At 53.1% G+C, this 21,463-nt stretch carries 20 protein-coding genes and 2 riboswitches; of the genes, 4 read left to right on the forward strand and 16 right to left on the reverse strand.

What is annotated here, in order from left to right:
- Positions 1-2: 2 nt before the first annotated feature.
- From purB to purE, 3 genes are read right to left on the reverse strand one after another with little or no spacing between them, the layout of a single operon-like run.
- Positions 3-1,298, reverse strand: coding sequence for an adenylosuccinate lyase (gene purB, locus VF260_12925; protein ID HEX7058083.1), 1,296 nt, complete (start codon positions 1,296-1,298; stop codon positions 3-5).
- 39 nt (positions 1,299-1,337) lie between these two features.
- Entirely contained in the window at positions 1,338-2,528 is a 1,191-nt protein-coding gene (purK, locus tag VF260_12930) for a 5-(carboxyamino)imidazole ribonucleotide synthase (GenBank protein HEX7058084.1), read from the reverse strand.
- Positions 2,525-3,010 carry a 5-(carboxyamino)imidazole ribonucleotide mutase gene (gene purE, locus VF260_12935; protein HEX7058085.1) on the reverse strand — a complete coding sequence of 162 codons (486 nt, stop codon included), beginning with the start codon at positions 3,008-3,010 and terminating at the stop codon, positions 2,525-2,527. Before purE ends, purK begins: the two co-directional genes overlap by 4 nt.
- A 161-nt stretch (positions 3,011-3,171) precedes the next feature.
- Positions 3,172-3,273, reverse strand: a riboswitch (purine riboswitch).
- Positions 3,274-3,573: 300 nt separating this feature from the next.
- Here purE and VF260_12940 point away from each other — a divergent pair.
- Positions 3,574-3,951: a hypothetical protein gene (locus tag VF260_12940; protein ID HEX7058086.1), complete on the forward strand. Its 378-nt coding sequence runs from the start codon at positions 3,574-3,576 to the stop codon at positions 3,949-3,951.
- Positions 3,952-4,047: 96 nt separating this feature from the next.
- On the opposite strand, the gene VF260_12945 is transcribed toward VF260_12940, so the two are convergent.
- The 8 genes from VF260_12945 to VF260_12980 form a co-directional block, all read right to left on the reverse strand.
- The gene (locus VF260_12945) at positions 4,048-5,436 is read right to left on the reverse strand and encodes an NCS2 family permease (protein HEX7058087.1); all 1,389 of its coding nucleotides are present in this window, start codon (positions 5,434-5,436) and stop codon (positions 4,048-4,050) included.
- A gap of 124 nt (positions 5,437-5,560) precedes the next feature.
- Positions 5,561-5,660, reverse strand: a riboswitch (purine riboswitch).
- Positions 5,661-6,184: 524 nt separating this feature from the next.
- Complete coding sequence (guaA, locus tag VF260_12950) at positions 6,185-7,723, reverse strand: glutamine-hydrolyzing GMP synthase (GenBank protein ID HEX7058088.1); 1,539 nt, start codon at positions 7,721-7,723, stop codon at positions 6,185-6,187.
- A 207-nt stretch (positions 7,724-7,930) separates the two neighbouring features.
- Positions 7,931-10,165, reverse strand: coding sequence for a transglutaminase domain-containing protein (locus VF260_12955; protein HEX7058089.1), 2,235 nt, complete (start codon positions 10,163-10,165; stop codon positions 7,931-7,933).
- The gene (locus VF260_12960; GenBank protein ID HEX7058090.1) at positions 10,128-11,384 is read right to left on the reverse strand and encodes a DUF58 domain-containing protein; all 1,257 of its coding nucleotides are present in this window, start codon (positions 11,382-11,384) and stop codon (positions 10,128-10,130) included. Before VF260_12960 ends, VF260_12955 begins: the two co-directional genes overlap by 38 nt.
- Positions 11,381-12,427, reverse strand: a complete 1,047-nt coding sequence (locus tag VF260_12965; GenBank protein HEX7058091.1) for a MoxR family ATPase — start codon at positions 12,425-12,427, stop codon at positions 11,381-11,383. The genes VF260_12960 and VF260_12965 overlap by 4 nt, the downstream gene beginning before the upstream one ends.
- A gap of 119 nt (positions 12,428-12,546) precedes the next feature.
- Entirely contained in the window at positions 12,547-13,833 is a 1,287-nt protein-coding gene (locus tag VF260_12970) for a polysaccharide deacetylase family protein (protein ID HEX7058092.1), read from the reverse strand.
- Between the two features lie 116 nt (positions 13,834-13,949).
- Positions 13,950-14,972, reverse strand: a complete 1,023-nt coding sequence (locus VF260_12975; GenBank protein ID HEX7058093.1) for a Gfo/Idh/MocA family oxidoreductase — start codon at positions 14,970-14,972, stop codon at positions 13,950-13,952.
- On the reverse strand, positions 14,972-15,820 hold the full coding sequence (locus VF260_12980; protein ID HEX7058094.1) for a sugar phosphate isomerase/epimerase family protein: 849 nt from the start codon (positions 15,818-15,820) through the stop codon (positions 14,972-14,974). The genes VF260_12975 and VF260_12980 overlap by 1 nt, the downstream gene beginning before the upstream one ends.
- Positions 15,821-15,946: 126 nt before the next feature.
- Between VF260_12980 and VF260_12985 the strand changes: the two genes are divergently transcribed.
- On the forward strand, positions 15,947-16,849 hold the full coding sequence (locus tag VF260_12985; GenBank protein ID HEX7058095.1) for an AraC family transcriptional regulator: 903 nt from the start codon (positions 15,947-15,949) through the stop codon (positions 16,847-16,849).
- A 15-nt stretch (positions 16,850-16,864) separates the two neighbouring features.
- Here VF260_12985 and VF260_12990 read toward each other — a convergent pair whose 3' ends face one another.
- From VF260_12990 to VF260_13010, 5 genes are all read right to left on the reverse strand, one after another.
- Positions 16,865-17,620 carry an MgtC/SapB family protein gene (locus VF260_12990; GenBank protein HEX7058096.1) on the reverse strand — a complete coding sequence of 252 codons (756 nt, stop codon included), beginning with the start codon at positions 17,618-17,620 and terminating at the stop codon, positions 16,865-16,867.
- 237 nt (positions 17,621-17,857) lie between these two features.
- Positions 17,858-18,334 (reverse strand): thioredoxin-dependent thiol peroxidase, encoded by a 477-nt coding sequence (gene bcp, locus VF260_12995; protein HEX7058097.1) that lies wholly within the window; start codon positions 18,332-18,334, stop codon positions 17,858-17,860.
- A 27-nt stretch (positions 18,335-18,361) separates the two neighbouring features.
- Positions 18,362-18,817 (reverse strand): PIN domain-containing protein, encoded by a 456-nt coding sequence (locus VF260_13000; GenBank protein ID HEX7058098.1) that lies wholly within the window; start codon positions 18,815-18,817, stop codon positions 18,362-18,364.
- On the reverse strand, positions 18,798-19,076 hold the full coding sequence (locus VF260_13005; GenBank protein HEX7058099.1) for an AbrB/MazE/SpoVT family DNA-binding domain-containing protein: 279 nt from the start codon (positions 19,074-19,076) through the stop codon (positions 18,798-18,800). The genes VF260_13000 and VF260_13005 overlap by 20 nt, the downstream gene beginning before the upstream one ends.
- 269 nt (positions 19,077-19,345) lie before the next feature.
- Positions 19,346-19,519 carry a hypothetical protein gene (locus VF260_13010; GenBank protein HEX7058100.1) on the reverse strand — a complete coding sequence of 58 codons (174 nt, stop codon included), beginning with the start codon at positions 19,517-19,519 and terminating at the stop codon, positions 19,346-19,348.
- Between the two features lie 25 nt (positions 19,520-19,544).
- On the opposite strand from VF260_13010, the gene VF260_13015 reads away from it, so the two are divergent.
- Both VF260_13015 and VF260_13020 read left to right on the forward strand, forming a co-directional pair.
- On the forward strand, positions 19,545-20,924 hold the full coding sequence (locus VF260_13015; protein ID HEX7058101.1) for an extracellular solute-binding protein: 1,380 nt from the start codon (positions 19,545-19,547) through the stop codon (positions 20,922-20,924).
- A gap of 82 nt (positions 20,925-21,006) precedes the next feature.
- A partial coding sequence (locus VF260_13020; GenBank protein ID HEX7058102.1) for a sugar ABC transporter permease occupies positions 21,007-21,463 on the forward strand: 457 nt, incomplete at its 3' end.

The following is a 21,463-nucleotide window of genomic DNA, read 5'->3' on the forward strand; positions in this document are numbered from 1 at the left end:
TCTTATTCAAGTCCCAGCCGGGCAAAAATCGTGTCGACATGCTTCAAATGCCAAGCGGGGTCAAAGCAGTCGGCAATCTCTTCCAGGGAGAGAAGCCCGCGGATGACCTCGTCGTTCTCGAGAATTTCCCGGAAGCTGGTTTGTTCCTCCCATGCGCGCATCGCGCGCGGCTGCACGGTGTCGTAAGCCGCTTCCCGCGACAGGCCCTTGTCGATCAGTTTGGTCAGCACGCGCCCCGAAAAAGGCACGCCGTAAGTGCGCTCCATGTTGCGCCGCATATTTTCCGGGAATACGGTCAGGTCCCGGATGATATTGCCGAAGCGGTTCAGCATATAGTTGAGCAATTGCGTGGCGTCAGGCAAAATGACGCGTTCCACGGACGAATGGGAGATGTCGCGCTCGTGCCAGAGCGGCACGTTTTCATACGCGGAGAGCATATGCCCGCGGACGACCCGCGCAAGCCCCGAGATATTTTCGCAGCCGATCGGGTTGCGCTTGTGCGGCATGGCCGACGAGCCTTTTTGCCCTTTTGCGAACGGTTCTTCCACCTCGCGGAATTCGCTTTTTTGCAAGCCGCGAATTTCCGTGGCGAATTTGTCGAGCGAAGTGGCGATCAGCGCCAACGTTGCCATATATGCGGCGTGGCGGTCCCGTTGCAGCGTTTGCGTGGAAATCGGTGCCGGTGTGATGCCCAGTTTGGCGCAAACGAATTGCTCCACGAACGGATCAATGTTTGCGTACGTGCCCACCGCGCCGGATATTTTGCCGAATTGCACGCCGTCCGCGGCATGGCGGAAACGTTCCAGGTTGCGCTTCATTTCTTCATGCATGAGCGCGAGTTTTAATCCGAACGTGGTCGGTTCCGCATGCACGCCGTGCGTGCGTCCCATCATGACCGTCCGTTTATGCTCCAACGCTTTGTTGCGCAAAATATCAATAAAACGCAGCAAATCTTGTTCCAAAATGGCGTTTGCCTGCTTGAGCAAATAGCCCAACGCCGTATCCACCACATCGGTGGAGGTCAAGCCGTAGTGCACCCATTTGCGCTCCGGCCCGAGCGTCTCGGAAACGGCGCGGGTAAAGGCAATGACGTCATGGCGCGTTTCCTGTTCAATCGCATAGATGCGGTTGATGTCGAAGCCGGCGTGCCGCCTGAGCTTTTGCACATCCTCGCGCGGAATGACGCCCAATTCCGCCCACGCTTCACACGCGCACAGTTCCACTTCCAGCCAGGCCTTGAATTTGTTTTCTTCCGTCCAGATAGCCGCCATTTCCGGCCTTGTATAGCGTTCGATCATGATTGCTTCCCCCTCAAGTCTTTCTGAAAAAGCCGCCTTCTATCTCCAGATCGGAGATTGTTCCGCCCAGGCCAGCGCGTCGTCAAGCCGGTCCGCAAGCAGGGTGACATGCCCCATCTTCCGATTTTCCTTCGCTTCGTGCTTGCCGTATATATGCACTTTCACGGCCACGCCGTTGTCTTGCTTGCCATCATGGCGCGCCATCCACTCGCGCAGCGGCGCAACATGCTGCCCCAGCACATTCACCATGACGACCGGCGTGAGCAGATCCGTCGCCGCAAGCGGCAAGTTGCAAATAGCGCGAAGGTGCTGCTCAAACTGCGATGTTTTGCACGCTTCGATGGTAAAATGCCCCGAGTTGTGCGGCCTTGGCGCCAATTCATTGACATACAGGTCGCCGTTCGGAGTTAAAAACATTTCTACCGCCAGCAACCCGACCACCGCCATGCCTTCCGCTATTTGTTCCGCGAGGCGCCGCGCTTTTCTTGCCGTTTCCGGGTTGATGCGGGCGGGAACAATCGTCTGATGCAAAATATTGTTCACATGAATATTCTCCGCAACGGGAAACGTTTTGATTTCGCCGCGCGCGCTGCGGGCCGCGATGACCGACAATTCCTTGTCAAAGCGGATAAACCGCTCAAGCATCAGTTCCGTATTCGCCCGCGCCAATTCCCCGTAAGCCGCGTCCGCGTCTACTTCCGACCGGATGACCCATTGGCCTTTGCCGTCATAGCCGCCGGTTGCGGTTTTCAATACGCAGGGCGTGCCGAAATCGGCAAGCGCCTTGCGCAAACTTGGCAAATCGTTAATTTCCGCATAAGGCGCTACCTGCGCGCCCGCATGTTCGATCGCGCGTTTTTCGCGCAAGCGGTGCTGCGTCGTATAAAGCAATTGGCTGCCCTGCGGCACGTACGCTTCATGCGCCAACACATCGGCGACTTGCGCGTCGACGTTTTCAAACTCGTACGTGATGCAATCGGATATGCGCGCCAATTCCCGCGCCGCGGCAAGATCGTCATACCGCGCTGTGATTTGCCGGTCGCACACCTGCCCGCACGGCGAGTCTTCGGCCGGATCCAACGTAATAAAGCGATAGCCCATCTGCCTGCCGGCGAGCGCCAGCATGCGGCCAAGCTGCCCTCCGCCCAATATGCCGATCGTTGCGCCGGGCAAAATGACACGTCCGGCAATTCCGCCGCCCCGCCTCGTTTGCACGCCGTCCCCACTCATGCCAAATCACTTTCTTTCAGCACTTTGCGGCGTATTTCCTCGCGGCGCAGTTGCAACTTTTCCCTTAATCCGCCGTCTTCCACCGCCAAAATTTGCGCCGCCAACAGTCCGGCATTGGTCGCGCCGGCATTGCCGATCGCTACGGTGGCAACCGGCACGCCGCCCGGCATCTGGACGATGGACAACAAAGAATCGAGCCCGTTCAATGCGGACGTTTTGATCGGCACGCCGATAACCGGCAGCAGCGTCTTGGCCGCGACCATGCCCGGCAAATGCGCCGCCCCGCCCGCTCCGGCGATAATCACTTTGATCCCGCGGTCTTGCGCGGTTTGGGCGTACGCAAACATGGCATCAGGCGTCCGATGCGCGGAAACGACTTTTTTCTCAAAATGAATCCCGAACTCCGTCAAAATATCGCAGGCATACTTCATCGTCTCCCAATCGGATCGGCTGCCCATGATGACCCCAACCTGAACCGCCACAAGCCATCACCTTCCCTGCAAAAAATGAAAAAAGTCCTTTAGGAGCCGCATTTCGCCGCTACCCGTTGGACGTTTTTTACAATTTCATTGGACAGCAAATCGGTCGCTCTCATTCCGTATGCGGGCAACCGCCGCGCTCGATTCGGCCATGCCCTTGGCAAATGCAACCTTTCGCCGCCCATAGTCCAAAAATTTACGGTTTTCGGGTAGAGACTACCGGGCCGTATCCCCGGCATTATATGAGCGTTTGATGTTCAATTGTATATTACTATTTCACTTTTTACCTGATTGCATTATAAGTGTATCAATGTTCGATGGCGAATGTCAACTTGAAACACGAACATTTTGGTTTCAGGTAGTAGAAATAGTTCGTTTTTATTACGTAACAAATCAATAGCAACAATTTCCGGTACTTATTCGTCTGAAACGCAAAGGAGGCGATGCAAATAAGAACGAAACGGTTTTCTTTACGGTTTTCTTTTCTATCGGTTGTGCTTTTTACCGTAATAACAGCCGGATGCGCGGTTCATGCTCCCGCAAAAGATATGGGGGAAATATACAGTTTGGCATTGGACGCGATCATGCCGATTGACGAAGGGTTGAACAGCGATATGAAATTTATTGCCATCGACACGAGTCATTTCAAGGACATGGATGAAGCTGATAAAACGCAAATCCTTCAGTATTTTGCCAAATACAACGTTGAAACAATGGAAGCTACCTATGAGGAGCTGAAAGAAAAGGGGTTGTATGATCCCGAGACAACGGTTCTTCACGGCGTGTTACTGCGTGTCGAGAAGACTAGGATTTCCAAGAATCGGGTAGTGATCGAAGGCTCCAAGTATAGGGCGGGAAACGGGGCAGTCGGAGTAAAAGTCACTGTTGCATATAAGGATGGAAAATGGCAAGCGACAAAAGCAGATATGATCTGGATCAGCTGACGAAGATTCAAGTTAAAAACAGGGAATTGCTCCGTTCACGGAACAATCCCCTGAATGGAAAGGTTATTTTTCGCCGCGGCTGAGTTCGCCGAATGCTTATCCCTGGCTGCCAATAAAGATATACCGGGCGATGACGAGCACGAACAAAATCCACATCAGCCAATGGACCTTGTGTTCCGTTTTGCCGGTCAAGTTCGCGATCGTGGCCAAAATGACATAGGTCAGAATGCCGAACGAAATACCGTTGGCGATATTGTACGTAAACGGCATAAATACGATGGTCAAAAACGAAGGAATTGCAATGACGTAATCCTGGAAGTTGATTTCTTTTACCGTCTGCATCATCAGCAAGCCGACAATAATGAGCGCGGCAGCGGTCGCGGAAGAAGGAATGATCATGGCGATCGGCGACAAAAACAGTGCGAGCAGGAACAATACGCCGGTAGAAACCGCGGTGAGGCCGGTGCGGCCGCCTTCGGCGATGCCCGCGGCGCTTTCGATGTAAGCCGTAACGGTGGAAGTGCCGAGCAGCGCGCCACCGCTTACGCCGACAGCGTCAACCAGCATCGCTTTCCCAACGCGTTTTTTGCCTTCTTCCGGATTTTTCATAATGCCGGCGCGATTGGCCGTGCCGATCAACGTGCCGAATGTATCAAACAACTCGACAAAGGTGAATGTGGCAATCGCCGTCAAAATACCGGTGGATACCAGGTCGCCCCAGTCGAAATCGGCAAAATTCAACTGCGTGAAATCGGGGAACCACATCGCTTTGTCGCTTGCCAGATCGCTGAAATGAACAAGATCAAAATAAGGAATCGCGCCCAAGAGCGTCGTGATCAAAATACCGTATAAAATCGCGCCTTTTACACGCAGCACCATCAATATCGAAATCACCACGAGGCCGATGATCGTAAGTACAACGCCGCGGTCTTCCAGGCTGCCCATATGGAATACCGTTTCAAAGCCAAGAACATCGGTAAACGATTTGGCTTTGATGTCCGTCACCGGGTCTACGGCAACCGTGAGCAAACCGCTGTTTTTCAAACCGATAATCGTAATGAACAGGCCAATCCCGACGGTGATTGCATGTTTCAGACTGTCCGGTACGGCGACGATCAAAAGTTGGCGAATTTGCGTAACGGTTAGAATAACGAAAATGATACCGGAGATAAATACCGCGGTCAGCGCCATTTGCGCTGTGAACGAACCGTTGGAAGAAAGTACGACCGTGGCAAAATAAGCATTCAGGCCCATACCCGGAGCCATGGCCACAGGGAAGTTGACAAAAAGCCCCATGCAAATCGTTACCAATCCCGCGGCCAACGCGGTCGCAAGAAACACCGCCGTTTTATCAAGCCCGGCTCCGCCCAGAACGTCGGGGTTGACAGCCAAAATGTAGGCCATCGTCATAAAGGTGGTGATACCGGCGATAATCTCTGTCTTGATGTTTGTACCGTTTGCCTTCAATTTGAAGAAACGATCCATTCCTTCTCCTCCTACAAAGAGTTTTGAAATACAAAAACCTTAGGCGCGAGCTGCAATCGAGCTTCTCCTAAGGTTTCACCTCTAGGCGCAAAAATATCCATAAATGGACAAAGGGACAAATGGACAAACCTTGCGCCCGCTTCGTAGTAAGATCATTCCGGTGACCTTGTAGAGACTCCCGAGCCAATCCTCAGGATTATACGAAACGCGTTTGCATTTCACCTTTATTGTAAGAGGCAGCCGAAATGTTGTCAACAGAAAAAACGAACATTTCGGCGTAAAAATGAATTTTTGTTCGGATGAATTGCCCGGCAGGCGAAACGGCCGAGCGAGAATTCGCTGTAGTGCACGGCGGAATCGTACGCCAACGCTCTCGGACCGTTGTATGCCCAGCGTTGCATCAACCTTTTATACAACACTAGTGTCCATATCCGCACTTTTGCCGTTCTAGGGCCGGTTCGCTCCGCATGGGGCGTTATATCCGCACTTTTGCCGTTATACGCCACTAGCGTTGCATCGAGATCAGGAGAAACAAGATTGATGCAACGCTAATATTTAAATTTTTTGTGAAAAAGCACATATAATTTTCTCGAAACTCGATTTTTAAGCGATTATATATGAAAAACCACATATATTTGGCATGGGTTTACAAATTTTCCGCAAATAAATGTGAAAAATCACATACATTTGTCGCAAACTCCGGTTTTTGAGAAAATGTATGTGAAAAAACACATAAAATTGCCGCGAACTATTCCCACTCGATCGTTGCCGGGGGCTTGGACGTGATATCGTAGATGACCCTGTTGACGTTTTGCACCTCATTTACGATACGGTTGGAAATTCGCTCCAGCACATCATAGGGAATGCGCGCCCAATCCGCGGTCATGCCGTCGATCGATGTGACGGCGCGAATGCCGACCGTGTAGGAATACGTCCGCGCGTCGCCCATAACCCCGACGCTGCGCATATCGGGCAGCGCGGTGAAATACTGCCAGATTTCGCGGTCCAGTCCCGCTTTGGCGATCTCCTCGCGCAAAATGGCGTCGGATTCCCGCACAATCGCCAACTTTTCTTCCGTCACTTCGCCCAATACGCGAATGGCCAAGCCCGGTCCGGGGAAAGGCTGCCGCCAGACGATTTCCGCAGGCAGACCGCATTCTTCCCCGACTTTGCGCACTTCGTCCTTAAACAGCGCCTTCAACGGTTCCACCAGCTTAAACTTCATATCTTTCGGCAAACCGCCGACATTATGGTGCGACTTGATCGTTTGCGCGGTTGCGGTCCCGCTTTCGATAATATCCGTATAAAGCGTGCCCTGGGCCAGAAAAGCGAATTCCCCCAGCGCGCGGCACTCTTCATCGAACACATGAATGAACTCGGCCCCGATGATTTTCCGCTTTTGCTCCGGATCCGCCACTCCCGCCAATTTGCTTAAGAAACGCTCCCGCGCGTCAACTTTAACGACATGCATATCAAACTTTGCGGAAAATGTCGCCATGACGCTTTCCGCTTCGCCTTTGCGCAACAAGCCGTGATCGATGAACATGCAGGTCAGTTGGTCACCGACCGCTTTATGCAGCAGCACGGCGACAACGGACGAATCCACGCCGCCGCTCAACGCGCACAACACTTTTTGCGTGCCGACCTGCGCACGGATATCGCGCACCGTGTCATCAATAAATGTTTCCATGCTCCATTTGCCTTCGCAACCGCAGACGTCAAACAAAAAGTTGCGGAGCAACTCGTTTCCGTATACCGTATGCCGAACTTCCGGATGGAATTGCACGGCGTACAGCTTTTTCTCCGGGTGGCTCATGGCGGCAATCGGCGCATCCGCCGTGCTCGCATCCACAACGAACCCGTCCGGAAGCACCGTCACATGGTCGGTATGGCTCATCCAAACTTGCTGCGAGCGTTCCAATCCGCGCGCAAGCGCGCAACCCGGCATAAATTCGACGACCGCCTTGCCATACTCCCGCTTGGCCGCAGGTACAACCTTACCCTGAAAATGCTGGGACATGAGCTGCATGCCGTAACAGATGCCGAGAACGGGAATGCCCAAATCATATACGGCGGGATCGACTTGCGGAGCATTTTCCTCATATACGCTGGCCGGACCGCCGGAGAAAACGATGCCGCGCGGATTTAATTTGGCGATCTCCCCAGCCGGGGTATGGTGCGGCAACAACTCGCTGTACACGCCGAGGTCGCGGATTCTTCTGGCGATCAATTGATTGTACTGGCCGCCAAAATCCAATACAACAACAAGTTCCGATGGTTTGTTCATAAATGCCTCCGCATTTTTGTCCGAATTTAATGTGACCATTATATCCATTCGGATTTGCCAGCGTCAAGCGCGCCCCATGGCATCCCATGCTTTTTCACGCAGCCCGGCAATCGTAATTAAATGTTATCCTCCAAAATTGGCTCTTCACCGTATGTTTTTCCTCCGTCAACAACAATGACCGATTCGCCGCTTGATTCAAATCCGCAATCATCCGCCCCCGTAACGGGCCGCTTCATACGACCTGGCAAATTCGGCCAAAGCCTTTTTTCGCTCCGCATCGCGGCAATCGATACGCAGCACGTATTCCCTGATTGTCTGACCGGGCTGAATCTCGCCGTATTTGCGCATCATTTTTTTCCACTCGCGTTCCCAATATTTTGTCCGCATTCTCCGCGCGGAAATGGCCGCCGCGCTTTGCACGGCGCGTTTGCGAGCAAACTTGCGGCGCAAACCATGGACGGCCGCCCATAAAAGCAAAATCCCGGGAATGCCGGCCAAACCTCTGGCGATCGCAGGCTTTTGCAGATCGGCTTCGCGGATGAATTGCAGCCACCAATGCCCGATTGCGTCAACTGTAATGGCGGCTATAGCGCGAACATTCCAATTGTCGCCGGCGTTTGATATTTCTGCCCCATAGGCGGCAGGCCCTATATCCGAAGCCGCGGCATTTTGTGCGATTGCTCCGTCTGCTTCCCTCTGCCGATCCGGTATAGCGTGCCGATCAGCCGGTTGATGCCCGCTTTCCGGCAAAAAACCCGGCGTCGGTTCAAACGGTACCCAGCCAATCCCGGCAAAATATGCTTCCACCCAGGAGTGCGCGTCGCTGTTGCGCACGGTTACGATCAACGCGTCTCCACCGTAACCGGTTATTTCTCCCGGGGCATAGCCCTTCGCCCAACGCGCCGGAATGCCCGCAGCCCGCAGCAAAACGGTCATCGCCGTGGAAAAATGGTCGCAGTACCCTTGCTTCTGTTCAAACAAAAACCGGTCGACAAAATCTTCGGACTTAGCCGGGAAACCGTTGCCCGCCAGGTCATAACGGTAATTGTTCCGCAGAAATTGTTGAATCGCCAGCGCTTGATCGTACGGATTGGTCAACCCCGCCGTCAAACGTTGCGCCAATTCCCTGACGCGGGCGGGCAGTTCTTCGGGAAGCTGCAGACCGTATTGCCGGATGTCCGGCGGAATCTGTCCTAAACTTTGGCGCAGCAAGTCGGGGTCGTTGGGCGGCGCGTACACGGCCAGCTTATAATAAGCGGCGGCATAACCGGCAGCGGCGAAAGTGACGCGCGCGTCTTGTTTCCCCGCTTTCAGTTTGCCGGACATGAGCAGCTTCCCGCGATCGTCGGCGGCAGCCAACAGGCGCGCGATTTCCCCGCCCGCAAACAGCGGCATATCCGCTTGCGGCTTTTCCACCATGATTTCCTGGGTAATCATGGCGGACTGTCGCAGCGCCTGACCAACCGGCAAATCGCTGAACAAGCCGTATTCCGCTTCATTCGCCAACCCCTCCCAGCCTTTGCCGGTATAGACGCTCTTTGTTTCTCCGCGCCAAAAGGTAAGCCGATTTGTTTTCGCCAAAAAGGCAACTCCGTCGTCAAGCGTAACGGCGCCGCCCAAGCTGCCGTCATCATTGCCGTAGCCCGACAGGCTCGCCTGATGAACGGCGGATTTTTCCGGCCAATCGAGCCTCGGCGCGTTCCAATCGGCGAAATGGAGCGCTGCCAACAGCCTGTCGTCGGCATGCGCTTTTACCCCGCTCGCGAATATGGTCCCGGCCAACACGATTAGCGCGGCGCAGAAAACTCCCGACGCCAGCCAGCGCGCATAAGCTGCCGTGCGGCGCGAAAATACGATCCCGTACCGATCGGTCAAACCGGGCACAAGCACCACCGCAGCCAGCACAAGCCCCGCCGCGACGACGCGGATCGCAGCGGCGGCCATATTCATGCCAGCCCAAATGTTTAATGCCGTAAGGTAAATAAAAGTTGGAAGGACAAGCCACATCACGCGTTTTTTTTGGACGACAACGGCATAAGCGACCGACAGGAGCAGCGCCGTTCCCAACAAGAACATGAACGTCCTGATTTCCATGCTTAAATCGGGCAGATTCCCGCGCAAAAAATTGGCGGCGTCGCGGGACAACAGGACAAAGATTCGCTGCCAGTCAGCGGGGCGCAAGAGATCATAAGCAAACAGATGCAACGTAACACCCGCGCAAACGGAAACTTTCGTCAGCCATTCCACGCCGGATGACAATTTCAAGAGATCAATCGCCAGAAACATCGCCACCGCCCCGATCAACGGACCGACCATATATAACCGGGTTATTTCCGGTATGGCCGCAAGCGGCCGCAACCATTCGGCGGCAATCACAAAGACGCCCGCGGCAACCGGCATCCGTTCAAACAAAGCCAATCCGGCCTGCGGTTTCTCCGCCATGCCCGCCACCTCCCATGGCCCATTGCCTTTTTCCCGCGGCCGAATATACTTCGGCAGTCCGCTTCTTCCCGGCATAAACGAATCTTTGCAACAACTGCCGTTCCCGCTGCGCAACCAAAGAAGCGCCGCTCACCCAAACAAGCGAAAGCGGCGATTCGCGCCGCTCCTGCCACGAAGCTGCGGCGCGCAGCGTTTCCTCATCCAGCCATGCCGTGAACAGTACAACAGCGGTTTCTTCCGGCAATCTTCGCCGCATTTCGGAAAAAATTCGCGACAGTGACGCTGTTTTATCCGGTGCTATAAGCGCCAGCCTGCGTTCCCGGTCATGCGCGTAGCCGGGAGCGCGCAGCAGATCGCGCCGGTAATGCTTGTCCGTGCAGACCATAGTTGCGGCTAACCGCGCGTTTGCCGCCGCCAGTGAAAAGCCAAGCGCCATCCGCACGCTCGCTTCGAACGCGTGCGGTTCCTTATGCTCTTCCCTCCCGCGCGCGGATGCGTCCAGCACCACAAGCAGGCGATTTTCAGCCGGTTGTTCCGCAACTTTGGCATGCAGCTTGCCCGTTTTGGCGGACGCCCGCCAATGAATCCGACTGAGCGGATCGCCGGCGGCAAACAGGCGCACTCCATTGGCTTCGCCGTCAGGCATATGCGCGCCAACCGGGCGCAGACCGGCGGCCGCGGCGCCGCAATCTGCGCCGCCTGCCGGAACAAAGAGCGGCTTGGGCACAGCCAAAAAGGCATCGCGCAACTCCACTTTTTGGCTGATCGTGACAAACCCAAAGAAATCGCCGGCAATCAGTTCAACCGCGCCAAACCGCCATTCTCCCCGCTCTGTGGGGCAAAGCCGGTAGCGGACGGCAAACTCCCGTTGAAACCATGGCAGGCAAAAAGCATGAAAGCGTTCCGTTTTCGCGGTTCGCTCATGGCGGCAGCAATCGCGCACAACCACCCAAATAAACGGAAATCCCGCTTTACGGCGAATGTGAACGAACGCGTCAAGTTCGTCCCCGCACGCAATACTTGCGCAAGGCAACTCGCGCCGCGCATGGATGCCTGAGATGCCGAAAACGCAGACGAATACGGCAAAAATAAGCAAGATCGTCAAAATGAAAAATGCAGGGATGCCCGCTTCCGCGCCCGCGCCGAATCCGAGGAAAGCCGAGACGAGCCACAAGAAACAAGGAAGGACGAGCCCGCGCAACCGTAATTCCGACTTCATTCCCACACGCCCACCGTCCTGTTCGCCCTCCTGCCCGAACCTTCATGGCGGCGCATCAGCCCGAAATCCTTGCCGCCAATGTGCGGCACGGCCGTTTTTTGCACCGCCTCGCGCAGAATGTCATCCGCCGTTTTCCCGTCCATTTCCGCTTCCGGCCGCAACATCAAACGATGGGTGAGCACATCGGGCGCAAAATACAACACATCGTCGGGGACGACAAAATCCCGTTCATGCATCCACGCCCACGCCTGCGCCGCCTTTAAAAGCGCGCCCGAACCGCGCGGGCTTACGCCCAGAAGCACGTCTGGATGAATTCTCGTTTGCTGCGCCAAATGCACAATCAATTGTTTGATATCCGCGTCAACAAAAACGGAGCGGACGGCAAGCTGAATCTCCCGCCATTCTTCAACGGCAATAACGGGCTTAAGCCGCGAAACGGGATGTTCCGCGCTGATCAGATCGAGCATATCAACCTCTTGTCCGCTCTCCGGATAGCCCATTTTTAAGCGCAGCAAAAATCTGTCCATTTGCGCTTCCGGCAGCGTTGACGTCCCCAATAAATGCGGCGGATTTTGCGTTGCCACGACGATAAACGGATCAGGCAGCGGATACGTGCCGCCGTCCACCGTGACGCATTTTTCCTCCATGCACTCCAGAAGCGCCGATTGCGTTTTCGGCGACGCGCGGTTGATTTCATCCGCCAGGACGATATTCGCCATCACCGGCCCTTCGCGAAAGACAAACTCTCCCGTTTTTTGGTTATAGACGGATGCGCCGATAACATCTCCGGGCAGCATGTCGGAAGTGAATTGAATCCGTTTGCAGGTGCAGCCGAACGTTGCCGCCAGCGCCCGCGCCAGCATCGTCTTGCCCACGCCGGGCACGTCTTCCAGCAGAATGTGGCCCCCGCACAAGAGCGCGGTAACCGACTTTTCTATCATTTCGGTTTTGCCTACGATTACTTTTTCCACATTGCGCACAATTTGCTTGATGATTTCATGCGGCCTATCAAACATGCCGCCAAACGCCAATTCGGGGCGCATTTCACCAACTCCCTCAAGTCGCTCAAGGTCTTCCTTTCTAGCATTGCCAAAGAAAAACACAAATAAACCGGGAGCGTTTTGTCTTATGCAAGTCCCCGGTTTTCTATGAAGCTTATGATCTATTGCCGTGGCGCGCTTTTATCGCGCAACTCTATCATTCCAGTACCGCGGCTAATTTTGACAGATACGATTTCACAGTCGAATAGCTGAGCGGCCAGGCGAAGCGAAATCCGTACGCGCCCCGCTTCCAATTTGATCGCGCCCGTTCTCACTGCAATTTCCGGCATTTCCGCCGTCTTATCGAAAAATTCCCCGTCCAGCGGACGCAATTGCCAATGATGCCGCCCATATATGAGCGTGGCCGTTTTCGAGAATTGATTCCAGCCGATATCCCCGTCCAACCAGTCGGACAAATCTTTTAGCGGCACATAAAAATGCCCGTTTTGCAGCGCAGCCTGCCGCAAGTTCAATGTTTTGCGCTGTGCGCCGTCGTGCCAAACGAGGTTTAAACACGTCGGCGATTTACTCTCGGATTTACTCTCGGATTTACTCTCATGATCGGCTATCGCCGCCAACATATTCCGGAAATCTGCCGCTGTCACGTTGCGCGGCGGTATTTTGGGGCCCAACGGGAAGTGGACGGGCCGTACTTTTTCATTGAGCGCGGCAAAATGGTAGCCCTTCTCTTTAAAAAAGCGGATAATATCCGGCAGCGCTTTGACGGACTCGGCATGTCCCGCCCCGTCATGCAAAAGGACATGCACCTCCTTGGGGAACGGCCCTTTTTTGACGTTGGCCACAATCTCCGCCGCCGGAACGCCTTTACGCTGCGAGTCGCCGCTGTCGATATTCCAATCGTATACCTCGTATCCAGCCTGATCGAGATAGTAGAAATAAAAGGCGTCAAAATGGTTGTACGTTCCTCCCGGCGCCCGCAAAAGCTTCGGCCGAACGTCGGCAACCCGGGCGATGATCGCCTCGGTGCGCTGAATTTGCTCCCAGAAGTCGGCGAAATCCCGATAAATCTCCGCATATTGATGATTAAACGTATGGTTTCCGAGCGCATGGCCTTCCCGCACGATCCGCCTGATTGCATCCGGATGGGACTGCGCGTTATTCCCCAGCACAAAAAAAGTCGCCTTGATTTTTTCTTCTTTTAAAATATCCAAAACTTCCGGCGTCAACGCGCTCGGCCCGTCGTCAAACGTGAGATAGACGGTCGGTTGCTCGGGATGTGCGAACGTTTTTGGCGACGGCGGCAGCTTCTCTTGCTTCAGTTCCAGGTAAACCGCGTTTTGCCCGGCGCCATTGGCGGCCGCCCCGACAGCGGCAAATCCAAATATCAGCCAAAAAGATAACATTGCCCCGCAGAGCAGTTTGCTTGTTTTGCGAAAATGTCCGTTCATATGAAAAGCCCCCATATATTTTGGCGAAACATGCTTCGCTAGAATATATGGGGGCTTTGGCAGCGATATGACTTTTCTTATGCGTGCGATATGCGCGGCATCGGCATGTTCCTGCCTTACTGCGCTACTTTTACCCAAGCGCCTTTCTTATCGGCAGAGGCGATTTCCGCCTCCACAATCGCGATGCTGTCCATCGTGCTGCGCGGATCCGCCTTCGTAACGGGCTCATTGTTGCCGAGCGCCTCAACGAAATATTTTAACTCGTAATAGTACCCCATATCCGGGGGAAGGTCGACGATAAAACCGGGGGCAGCTTCCGGATTGACTTTCAAAACATTGCCCTGGAACACGATGTTTCCGTGTTCAAAGTTGACGCGAAAGCCCATCTCAAAGCCGTAATCGCCCTGCAGGGTCCAATCGGCCTGCGCGTTCACCACTTTCCCATCCGCATACTTGTAATGCGTGGACACTACATCGTAGCCGCTGCCGGGTATCACGACGCGCGCCTGCGTAGAAACTTCTTCCGGTTTGCCGAACAGCCAGTTGACCATATCGGTGTCATGGACATGCATATCCAGCATGGCGCCGCCGCTTTTTTCTTTCTGCGTAAGCCAAGCTCCCCATGTTGGCGTACCGCCGCCGCGGTAGAAATAGCCGCTGATGGCGTTGCCGTAAGTGCCTTTCTCGACAACCTCTTGCAAATATTCATACGCCGGCCAGAAGCGCAGACATTGTCCGATCATCAGCGTCTTGCCGTTCTGTTCGGCCGCCCGCACCATCTCTTCGCATTCCCTGACCGTGAGCGCCATCGGCTTTTCGCACAAAACATGCAGCCCCTTGCGCAAACATTGCACGGATACATCGCGGTGCAAAAAAGTCGGAAGCGTAATGTCGACCATATCCAGTTGCTCTTTTTCCAACATTTCTTGCAACGATACATATTTGGCAAACCGGCTGAAATCGATTGCCGAAGAACCGGCGTCGATGTTCCCGCCGGAAGATTGCCCGGACAGCTTGTTTTGATCGATATCGCACAGCGCCACAACCTGAATGGGCAACCCTTCCTGCTCCAAACGAAGATAGTTTTCCAGGTGCGCCCTGCCCATAAAGCCCAATCCGATAAGCCCGATTTTGATCATCAGCGTTTTGTCCTCCCCAGGATGGCGTCCATAGAAGCCGAAGTATTGTAAACAATTTGCGTCGTAAAATGCGTATAAGGCGGGATCATCTCGGCGGTCACGAAATCGTCGTAGCCGACTTCCTTGAGCGCCTTCACGACTTCAGGATAGTTCACGTCGCCGGCGAGCAAATCGACAAAGCCGGACAATCCGCCCGACTCGCGCCGGTAGTCTTTGAAATGGACTTTCTTGATCCGCTTGTTCAAGATGCGGATCCAATGCTCGGGATAACCGGAATAAACAACATTGCCGACATCAAAATAAGCCCCGACATAGTCCGAGTTGATTTGGTCGATAAAGTTCCGCATTTCAAGCGGCGAAAGCAAAAACTTGTTCCAGACGTTTTCAATGCCGATCGCGACCTGATGCGCTTTGGCCTCTCCGGCAAGCCGCGACAGCGCCTCCAACGCGTAGTCGTAAGCCCGGTCGTACGGGACCACCTCGGAATTCGGAATAAAGTCGACGCCGACCGCCCCCGGAACGACAAGAATCGTATCGACGCCAAGTATGGACGCGAACTCCAACTGTTTTTTCACAATGGACTGCGCTTTCTCGCGAATTTCCGCTTTGCTGCTCGTGAGCGAATAGTCCCAATACAATCCGCTTGCCAGGCTGGACAGCGCAATCCCCGTATCCTCGGCCAGTTTTCTGTACTCCTGAATTTCTTCGGTTGTGCTTTCCAGACTTAATTGCCCTGTTTCGTTCAAAGCCAGTTCGATTCCGTCGAATCCGGCGTCTTTGGCGATTTTGATACAATCTGCGATTTTGGCATTTGGGGGAAACGACCAGATGTTGATGCCTTTTTTCATACACATCTCCTCCTAAACGCCATTTTAATAGGAATGGAGCGATTCGCCTTTATGCAAAAAGCCGTTTTTTTTGCAATTTTGATATGTTAAGATGATTTTCAAACAAGGCCTGAAAGGATGACTGCCGTGAAGTTTGAACGGCTGACGCTTGCCGAATCGTTATCGATCCGCAAGCTGATTTCATTCCATTATTTCGAATACGCAAAAGGGTATATGTTCCCGGGAGAGCAGCATGACTTTTGGGAATTTCTCTATGTGGACAAAGGGGAAGTGGAAGTCCGCGCCGACGAGCGCGTCCTTGAGCTCAAGCAAGGCATGATGATTTTCCACAAACCGCTGGAATTTCACACGGTTTATGTCGATCAGGCGCATAAGCCGCCGAATCTCATTGTGATCGCATTCGAGTGCGTATCGCCGTTTATGAACCATTTGGAAAATAAAGTGTTGGCGCTGGGAGACCGGGAGCGCAATCTGCTTTCGGAAATTTTGCAGGAAGGCTTTCAGGCGTTTATTCCGCCTTTCGACAACCCGGCCGTGCATCGCTTATCGCGCAATCCGAACGCGCCGTTTGCCGGCGAGCAAATCGTCAAATCATCTCTGGAAATGCTCTTGATCAACTTGATTCGTCAGCAAATTGCGAACTCCGCAGGACAAGAACCGCGCAAGCTTTCCTCCATGCAGCAGGAAAAAACCGAGCAGCGCATTGTGCGGCAAATTACCGCCTATATGCGGAATCATCTCGCCGAGCCGCTGTCGCTTGACGATCTCTGCCGGGAAGTGCATTTGGGAAAAAGCCGCTTAAAAGAAATCTTTAAAGCGCAAATTGGCACCAGCGCATTTGATTATTTTAAGCGGCTTAAAATTGCCGAAGCGAAAACCTTGATCCGCGAAGAACAGTACAATTTTACCGAAATTGCCGCCAAATTGGGATACGGAAGCATCCATTATTTCTCCAAAGATTTTAAAAAGGCGACAGGCATGCCTCCTTCCGAATATGCGCGTTCGGCAAAAGCGCGCGCGCAACTTTAAGGCGATCTCGCCCCTTCATTGCGCTATGTCCCGCTTCGCCATGTCCTGATTATGGAAATTCCAGTTTTGCGTTTCGATCGAGATCACGTGGCTGTTCCTTCTGATGTGCTCAAGTGATTGCGGCAGTTGCTCAAGCGTTTTCATTTTGATGCTGAATTTGGCTTTCATGACGGTCCGGGCGTCATCCGCGCGCGCCGCCGATTCTTCCGGCTTGATATTCACATTCACCACCTGAATATCATGCTGCCCGAACAGGTTGGATATTTCCCCGAGCGACTGCTCGCCATCGTAATAGCAAATCACGACATCCTGCTGTTTTTTGTTGCGCAGCAAATTTTTCTCCAGTTTGTTTAAAACGAACAGACTGATGAGCACCATGACCGTTGACAATACGGCTACATAATAGAAACCGGCGCCCACGCACAGGCCGATCGCCGCCACAACCCAAATCGACGCGGCCGTAGTCAAGCCGGATACGATCGAGCCGTTGCGCATAATTGCCCCGGCGCCCAAAAAGCCGATGCCGGAAACCACTTGCGCCGCCAACCGCGCCGGGTCAACCCGCACGTTCAGTTCATTCACAAACTGGTTGAATCCATAAATCGACAAAAGCATAATGGCGGAAGATCCGATACATACCAAAATATGTGTTCTTAGCCCGGCGGCATGATTGTTCCATTCCCGTTCGAAGCCGATTACGCCGCCCAGCGCAGCAGCCGCCAATATGCGCAAAGTTAAATCCCACATGCTGATTTGCCAAACATTTTCCATCTCATGCATCACCCTTCTGTGTCGATAATAAAAAAACAGCGTTGCCATCCGGCCCCTTTTATTAGCCGCGCCCCGAATATGAAAAAGACGCAAAGCATACCCCGACATCGATTCCTCCTAAAAGAGAAGGAGAATTGTCTTTCGGGTTGTCTCCACGTCTCCACCCAAGACATTCGCATTTGATTAAATTCTTGCTTTCATCATAACACGATCCGGGCCAGGCAACAATCGCCGGGTTCATTTACCGGCAAGCTTTTTGATTTCATTAAGCACTTCCGCAACATGCCCCGCGACCTTGACTTTGCGCCACTCTTTCACCAGCGTGCCGTGTTTGTCCACGAGAAACGTCGAGCGCTCCACGCCCATATACTTTTTGCCATACATGCTTTTCTCTTTCCACACATCGAACAATTCGCATACCTTATGATCGGTGTCGGCCAAAAGCGGAAACGGAAGTCCGAACTTGGCGGCAAATTTCTCATGCGACTTTACCGGATCGGGACTTATGCCGAGCACAACGGCGCCCGCGCCGGAAAAATCGGCATGCGCATCGCGAAAATCGCACGACTCTGCCGTACAGCCGGGTGTCATGTCCTTCGGGTAAAAATAAAGCACCACGGGCTGCCCGCGAAAACCGCCCAGCGATATTTCGTTTCCGTTCGAATCCGGCAGCGTAAAGTCCGGCACCGGTTGTCCAATTTGCACTTGCGCCATTTTCCCGCACTCTCCTTCAAAACAAATTTACTCAAGCAAACACTGGTCAATGTACGCCTCCGGGGTAAATACGGGCACATATTTGCGGGCGATTGCGGCGAAAGCGGAATCGCGCGTGATCAACTGTCCGTCCCGCCCTATGGCCTGCGCAAGAATGAGGCTGTCGAAAGGATCCAGGGATTCCTCGCATTGTAGGGAGTTTGCTTGTTGTACATCTGCTGCCTCCGGTGCGATCCATGTCATGATGAGCTGCAGCCGCCGCAAATCGGATTCAATCTCTTCTTGGGGCCAACGTTTTTTTCTTCTGAGCGCGTAACGAACTTCCATCAAAGAGATGAAACTAAGCTCGTTTTGGATCGCCTTCCGCTCGCCCAATTCCAAAATTGTCGCAGGCGCCACCCACAACGGCTTGCCGGAAATAGTTTCTTGTTCGGCGGTCAACCAGTTGATGACAACATCGCTGTCAAGAATCAATTTTTCCATATAAATGTTCCCTCAACGCCCGAAGCCTTGCATTTTCTTCTTCCCGTTCCCGCTCATCCGTTGCCGCGTATTTCCCAAGCAGCTCCCTTACCAGACTTGGCTCCGGTTTTGCCGCGGTCTTCCGTATTTTCCGAATTTCCAGCCGCTCTCCTTGCCAAGTCAGTTCCAACTGGTCTCCCGGTTGAAAATTAGCCGCTTCGCGAATCTTCTTCGGGATGACCAATTGCCCTTTTGAAGACAATGTGGAATACTCCGGCATACGATTGCCTCCGTTCCATATTTGCTCTTCTTACTTTTATCATATGAAATTCCAAAAAGTAAGTCAACTTTTCTTGTTCAAGTCCGCCAATGCAAGTCAAGAATCGGAGGCTTCGCTTTTTCTTTTCAATTTTGTCGCGTACGGCAACCGCCAAAACCGGCAGATGTTTAAATGGAACAAGCCCATATGGCGAATATATAATATATTTTGGAAAGACCACCGGCCGGGGTCCTTCTAATATTCTCAGCACACATAAGGAGAAGGGGGATTCACTTGAAGAAGTCATTGATCATCGGTCTTTCTGTCTTATTCATGTTCAGCGCACTTTTACTAAGCGCTTGTTCATCAGGCAAAGACGCCGGAAATTCAAGCACTTCCGCGAAAACTACAAACCAACCTTCTGAAAGCGCCAACAATTCATCATCACCGGCGCCTTCCGCCACCGATGCGGATCCGTTCGGCGGTTGGGTGGAAGGCTTGCCGAAAATCGAAGCTCCGGCAGGCTTTGATTGGAAACAGTTTGCCGGAACAACCCTGAACGTCATTACGGAAAATACGCCTCCCTCATCAGGCCTTGCGGCCAACATCGACGTATTCGAAAAAGCTACCGGTATCAAAGTGAATATCGAGCAGAGCAACCTTAACGAAGTCGTCGAAAAAGCCGGCCTCGATTTTAATGCCCGCAACGACAATTACCAAATTATATATGCCGATCCGTACCAGATTTTATCGAGAATGTACAAAAACTTCGTCGACTTGAATACGCTCAACAACGATCCGTCCCTGCCGCACATTCCCGGCGGCACAGACGACTTTATCCAGTCCCAGCTTATCGCGGACGGTTATATGGGAGACAAGGACCATCTGTACGCGCTGCCTTACGATAATCCGACGATGATTCTGGCCTACCGCACGGACGTATTCGCCAAATATAAAGACCAGTTCATGAAAGACAAAGGGTATGACTGGACTCCGGGGCCTGACATGACTTGGGATCAATATTATGAAATTGCTTCCTGGATCAACGAAAAAGTAAAAGAAGGCGTCATCACGGAAGTCAAGTACGGAACCGGACATCAGGCAAAACAACACGATTCGCTGATGAACGATTTCAGCAATATATTGGCGTCCTACGGCGGAGATTATTTCCAGGCCGAAAATCTCGGCAGCATCGGCACCACGAAGCCGGGAAAATCGTTGCTTGACTCGCCTGACGCGATCGCGGCTGCCGAATTTTATAACAAGCTGCTGAAACAAGCCGCTCCCGGAAGCACGACCTGGGATTGGTCGGGACTCGCCGAAGCTTTTGAAGCCGGCCAAATCGCCATGATCCCGGAATGGCACGAGTTTGCCGCCTCGTTCGAGGACCCGAACATATCCAAGGTCGCCGGCAAAGTCGGCTGGACCATTCTGCCGAAAGGACCGAAGGCCCGCGGCAACATGTACGGCGGCACCGGTATCGGCATCAACAAGTATATATCCGAAAAAGAACAGAAAGCGGCCTGGCTGTTCCTGATCTGGGCGACTTCCCCGCAAGTGCAGTATCAAATACTGAACAACGGGGCAACACCTACAAGATATTCGGTATATAATTTGCCGGACATTAAAAAGGCAATATCCGATCCGAATTCCGCCGAAGCCAAAAAGCTGCCTCTTGCTTCATCGTTAAGCGCGGTGCAGGAAGCCTGGAAAGAGGGCAACGTCTATATGCGGCCGAAAATTCCAATGTGGCCGCAGGTGGATACGATCGTCTACACGGAACTTTCCAAGATGCTCGCGGGCCGGGAAACCCCTGCGGAGGCAATGAAACAAATCGCCAAGCAAAGCAACAAACTGACCGGCAACTAAAAGATTCGGGTAAAGCGGGTTATCCGGTTGGCGGTAACCCGCTTTATTCGCCTTACTTGCTTGTGGAGAGGAGAATGCATTCATGTTGCAGGCAGCAGAAAATCACAGAAAAAAAGCGAAACATAACCGTACGGAATTCTGGATGCTTTTCCCTTCCATGATCGTACTCGCGGCTATCAGCATTTTCCCGTTTATTTTCATGATCTACGCCAGTTTTATGAACTATACTTTCGGCATCAACGAGCCGCAATTTGTCGGCTTTCGCAATTGGACAAACATATTTACCGACGCAACCTTTTGGCATTCCTGGGGAAGAACCGCAATCTATGCCGGCGCCGGATTAATCTTGCAATTGGTTATGGGCGTCGCGATGGCCCTTTTGCTTTATCACATCCCGAAGGCAAGAAATTTCTTTGCCACGATGTGGATGCTGCCGTTATTTGTCGCTCCGATCGTTACGGGGCTTTTATGGCGTTTTTTGCTTGACCCCACCTACGGTCTCTACTATTGGCTCCTCCATCTGATCGGAATGAAAGCGC

This window comes from Bacilli bacterium (assembly GCA_036381315.1).
Taxonomy (GTDB): domain Bacteria; phylum Bacillota; class Bacilli; order Paenibacillales; family KCTC-25726; genus DASVDB01.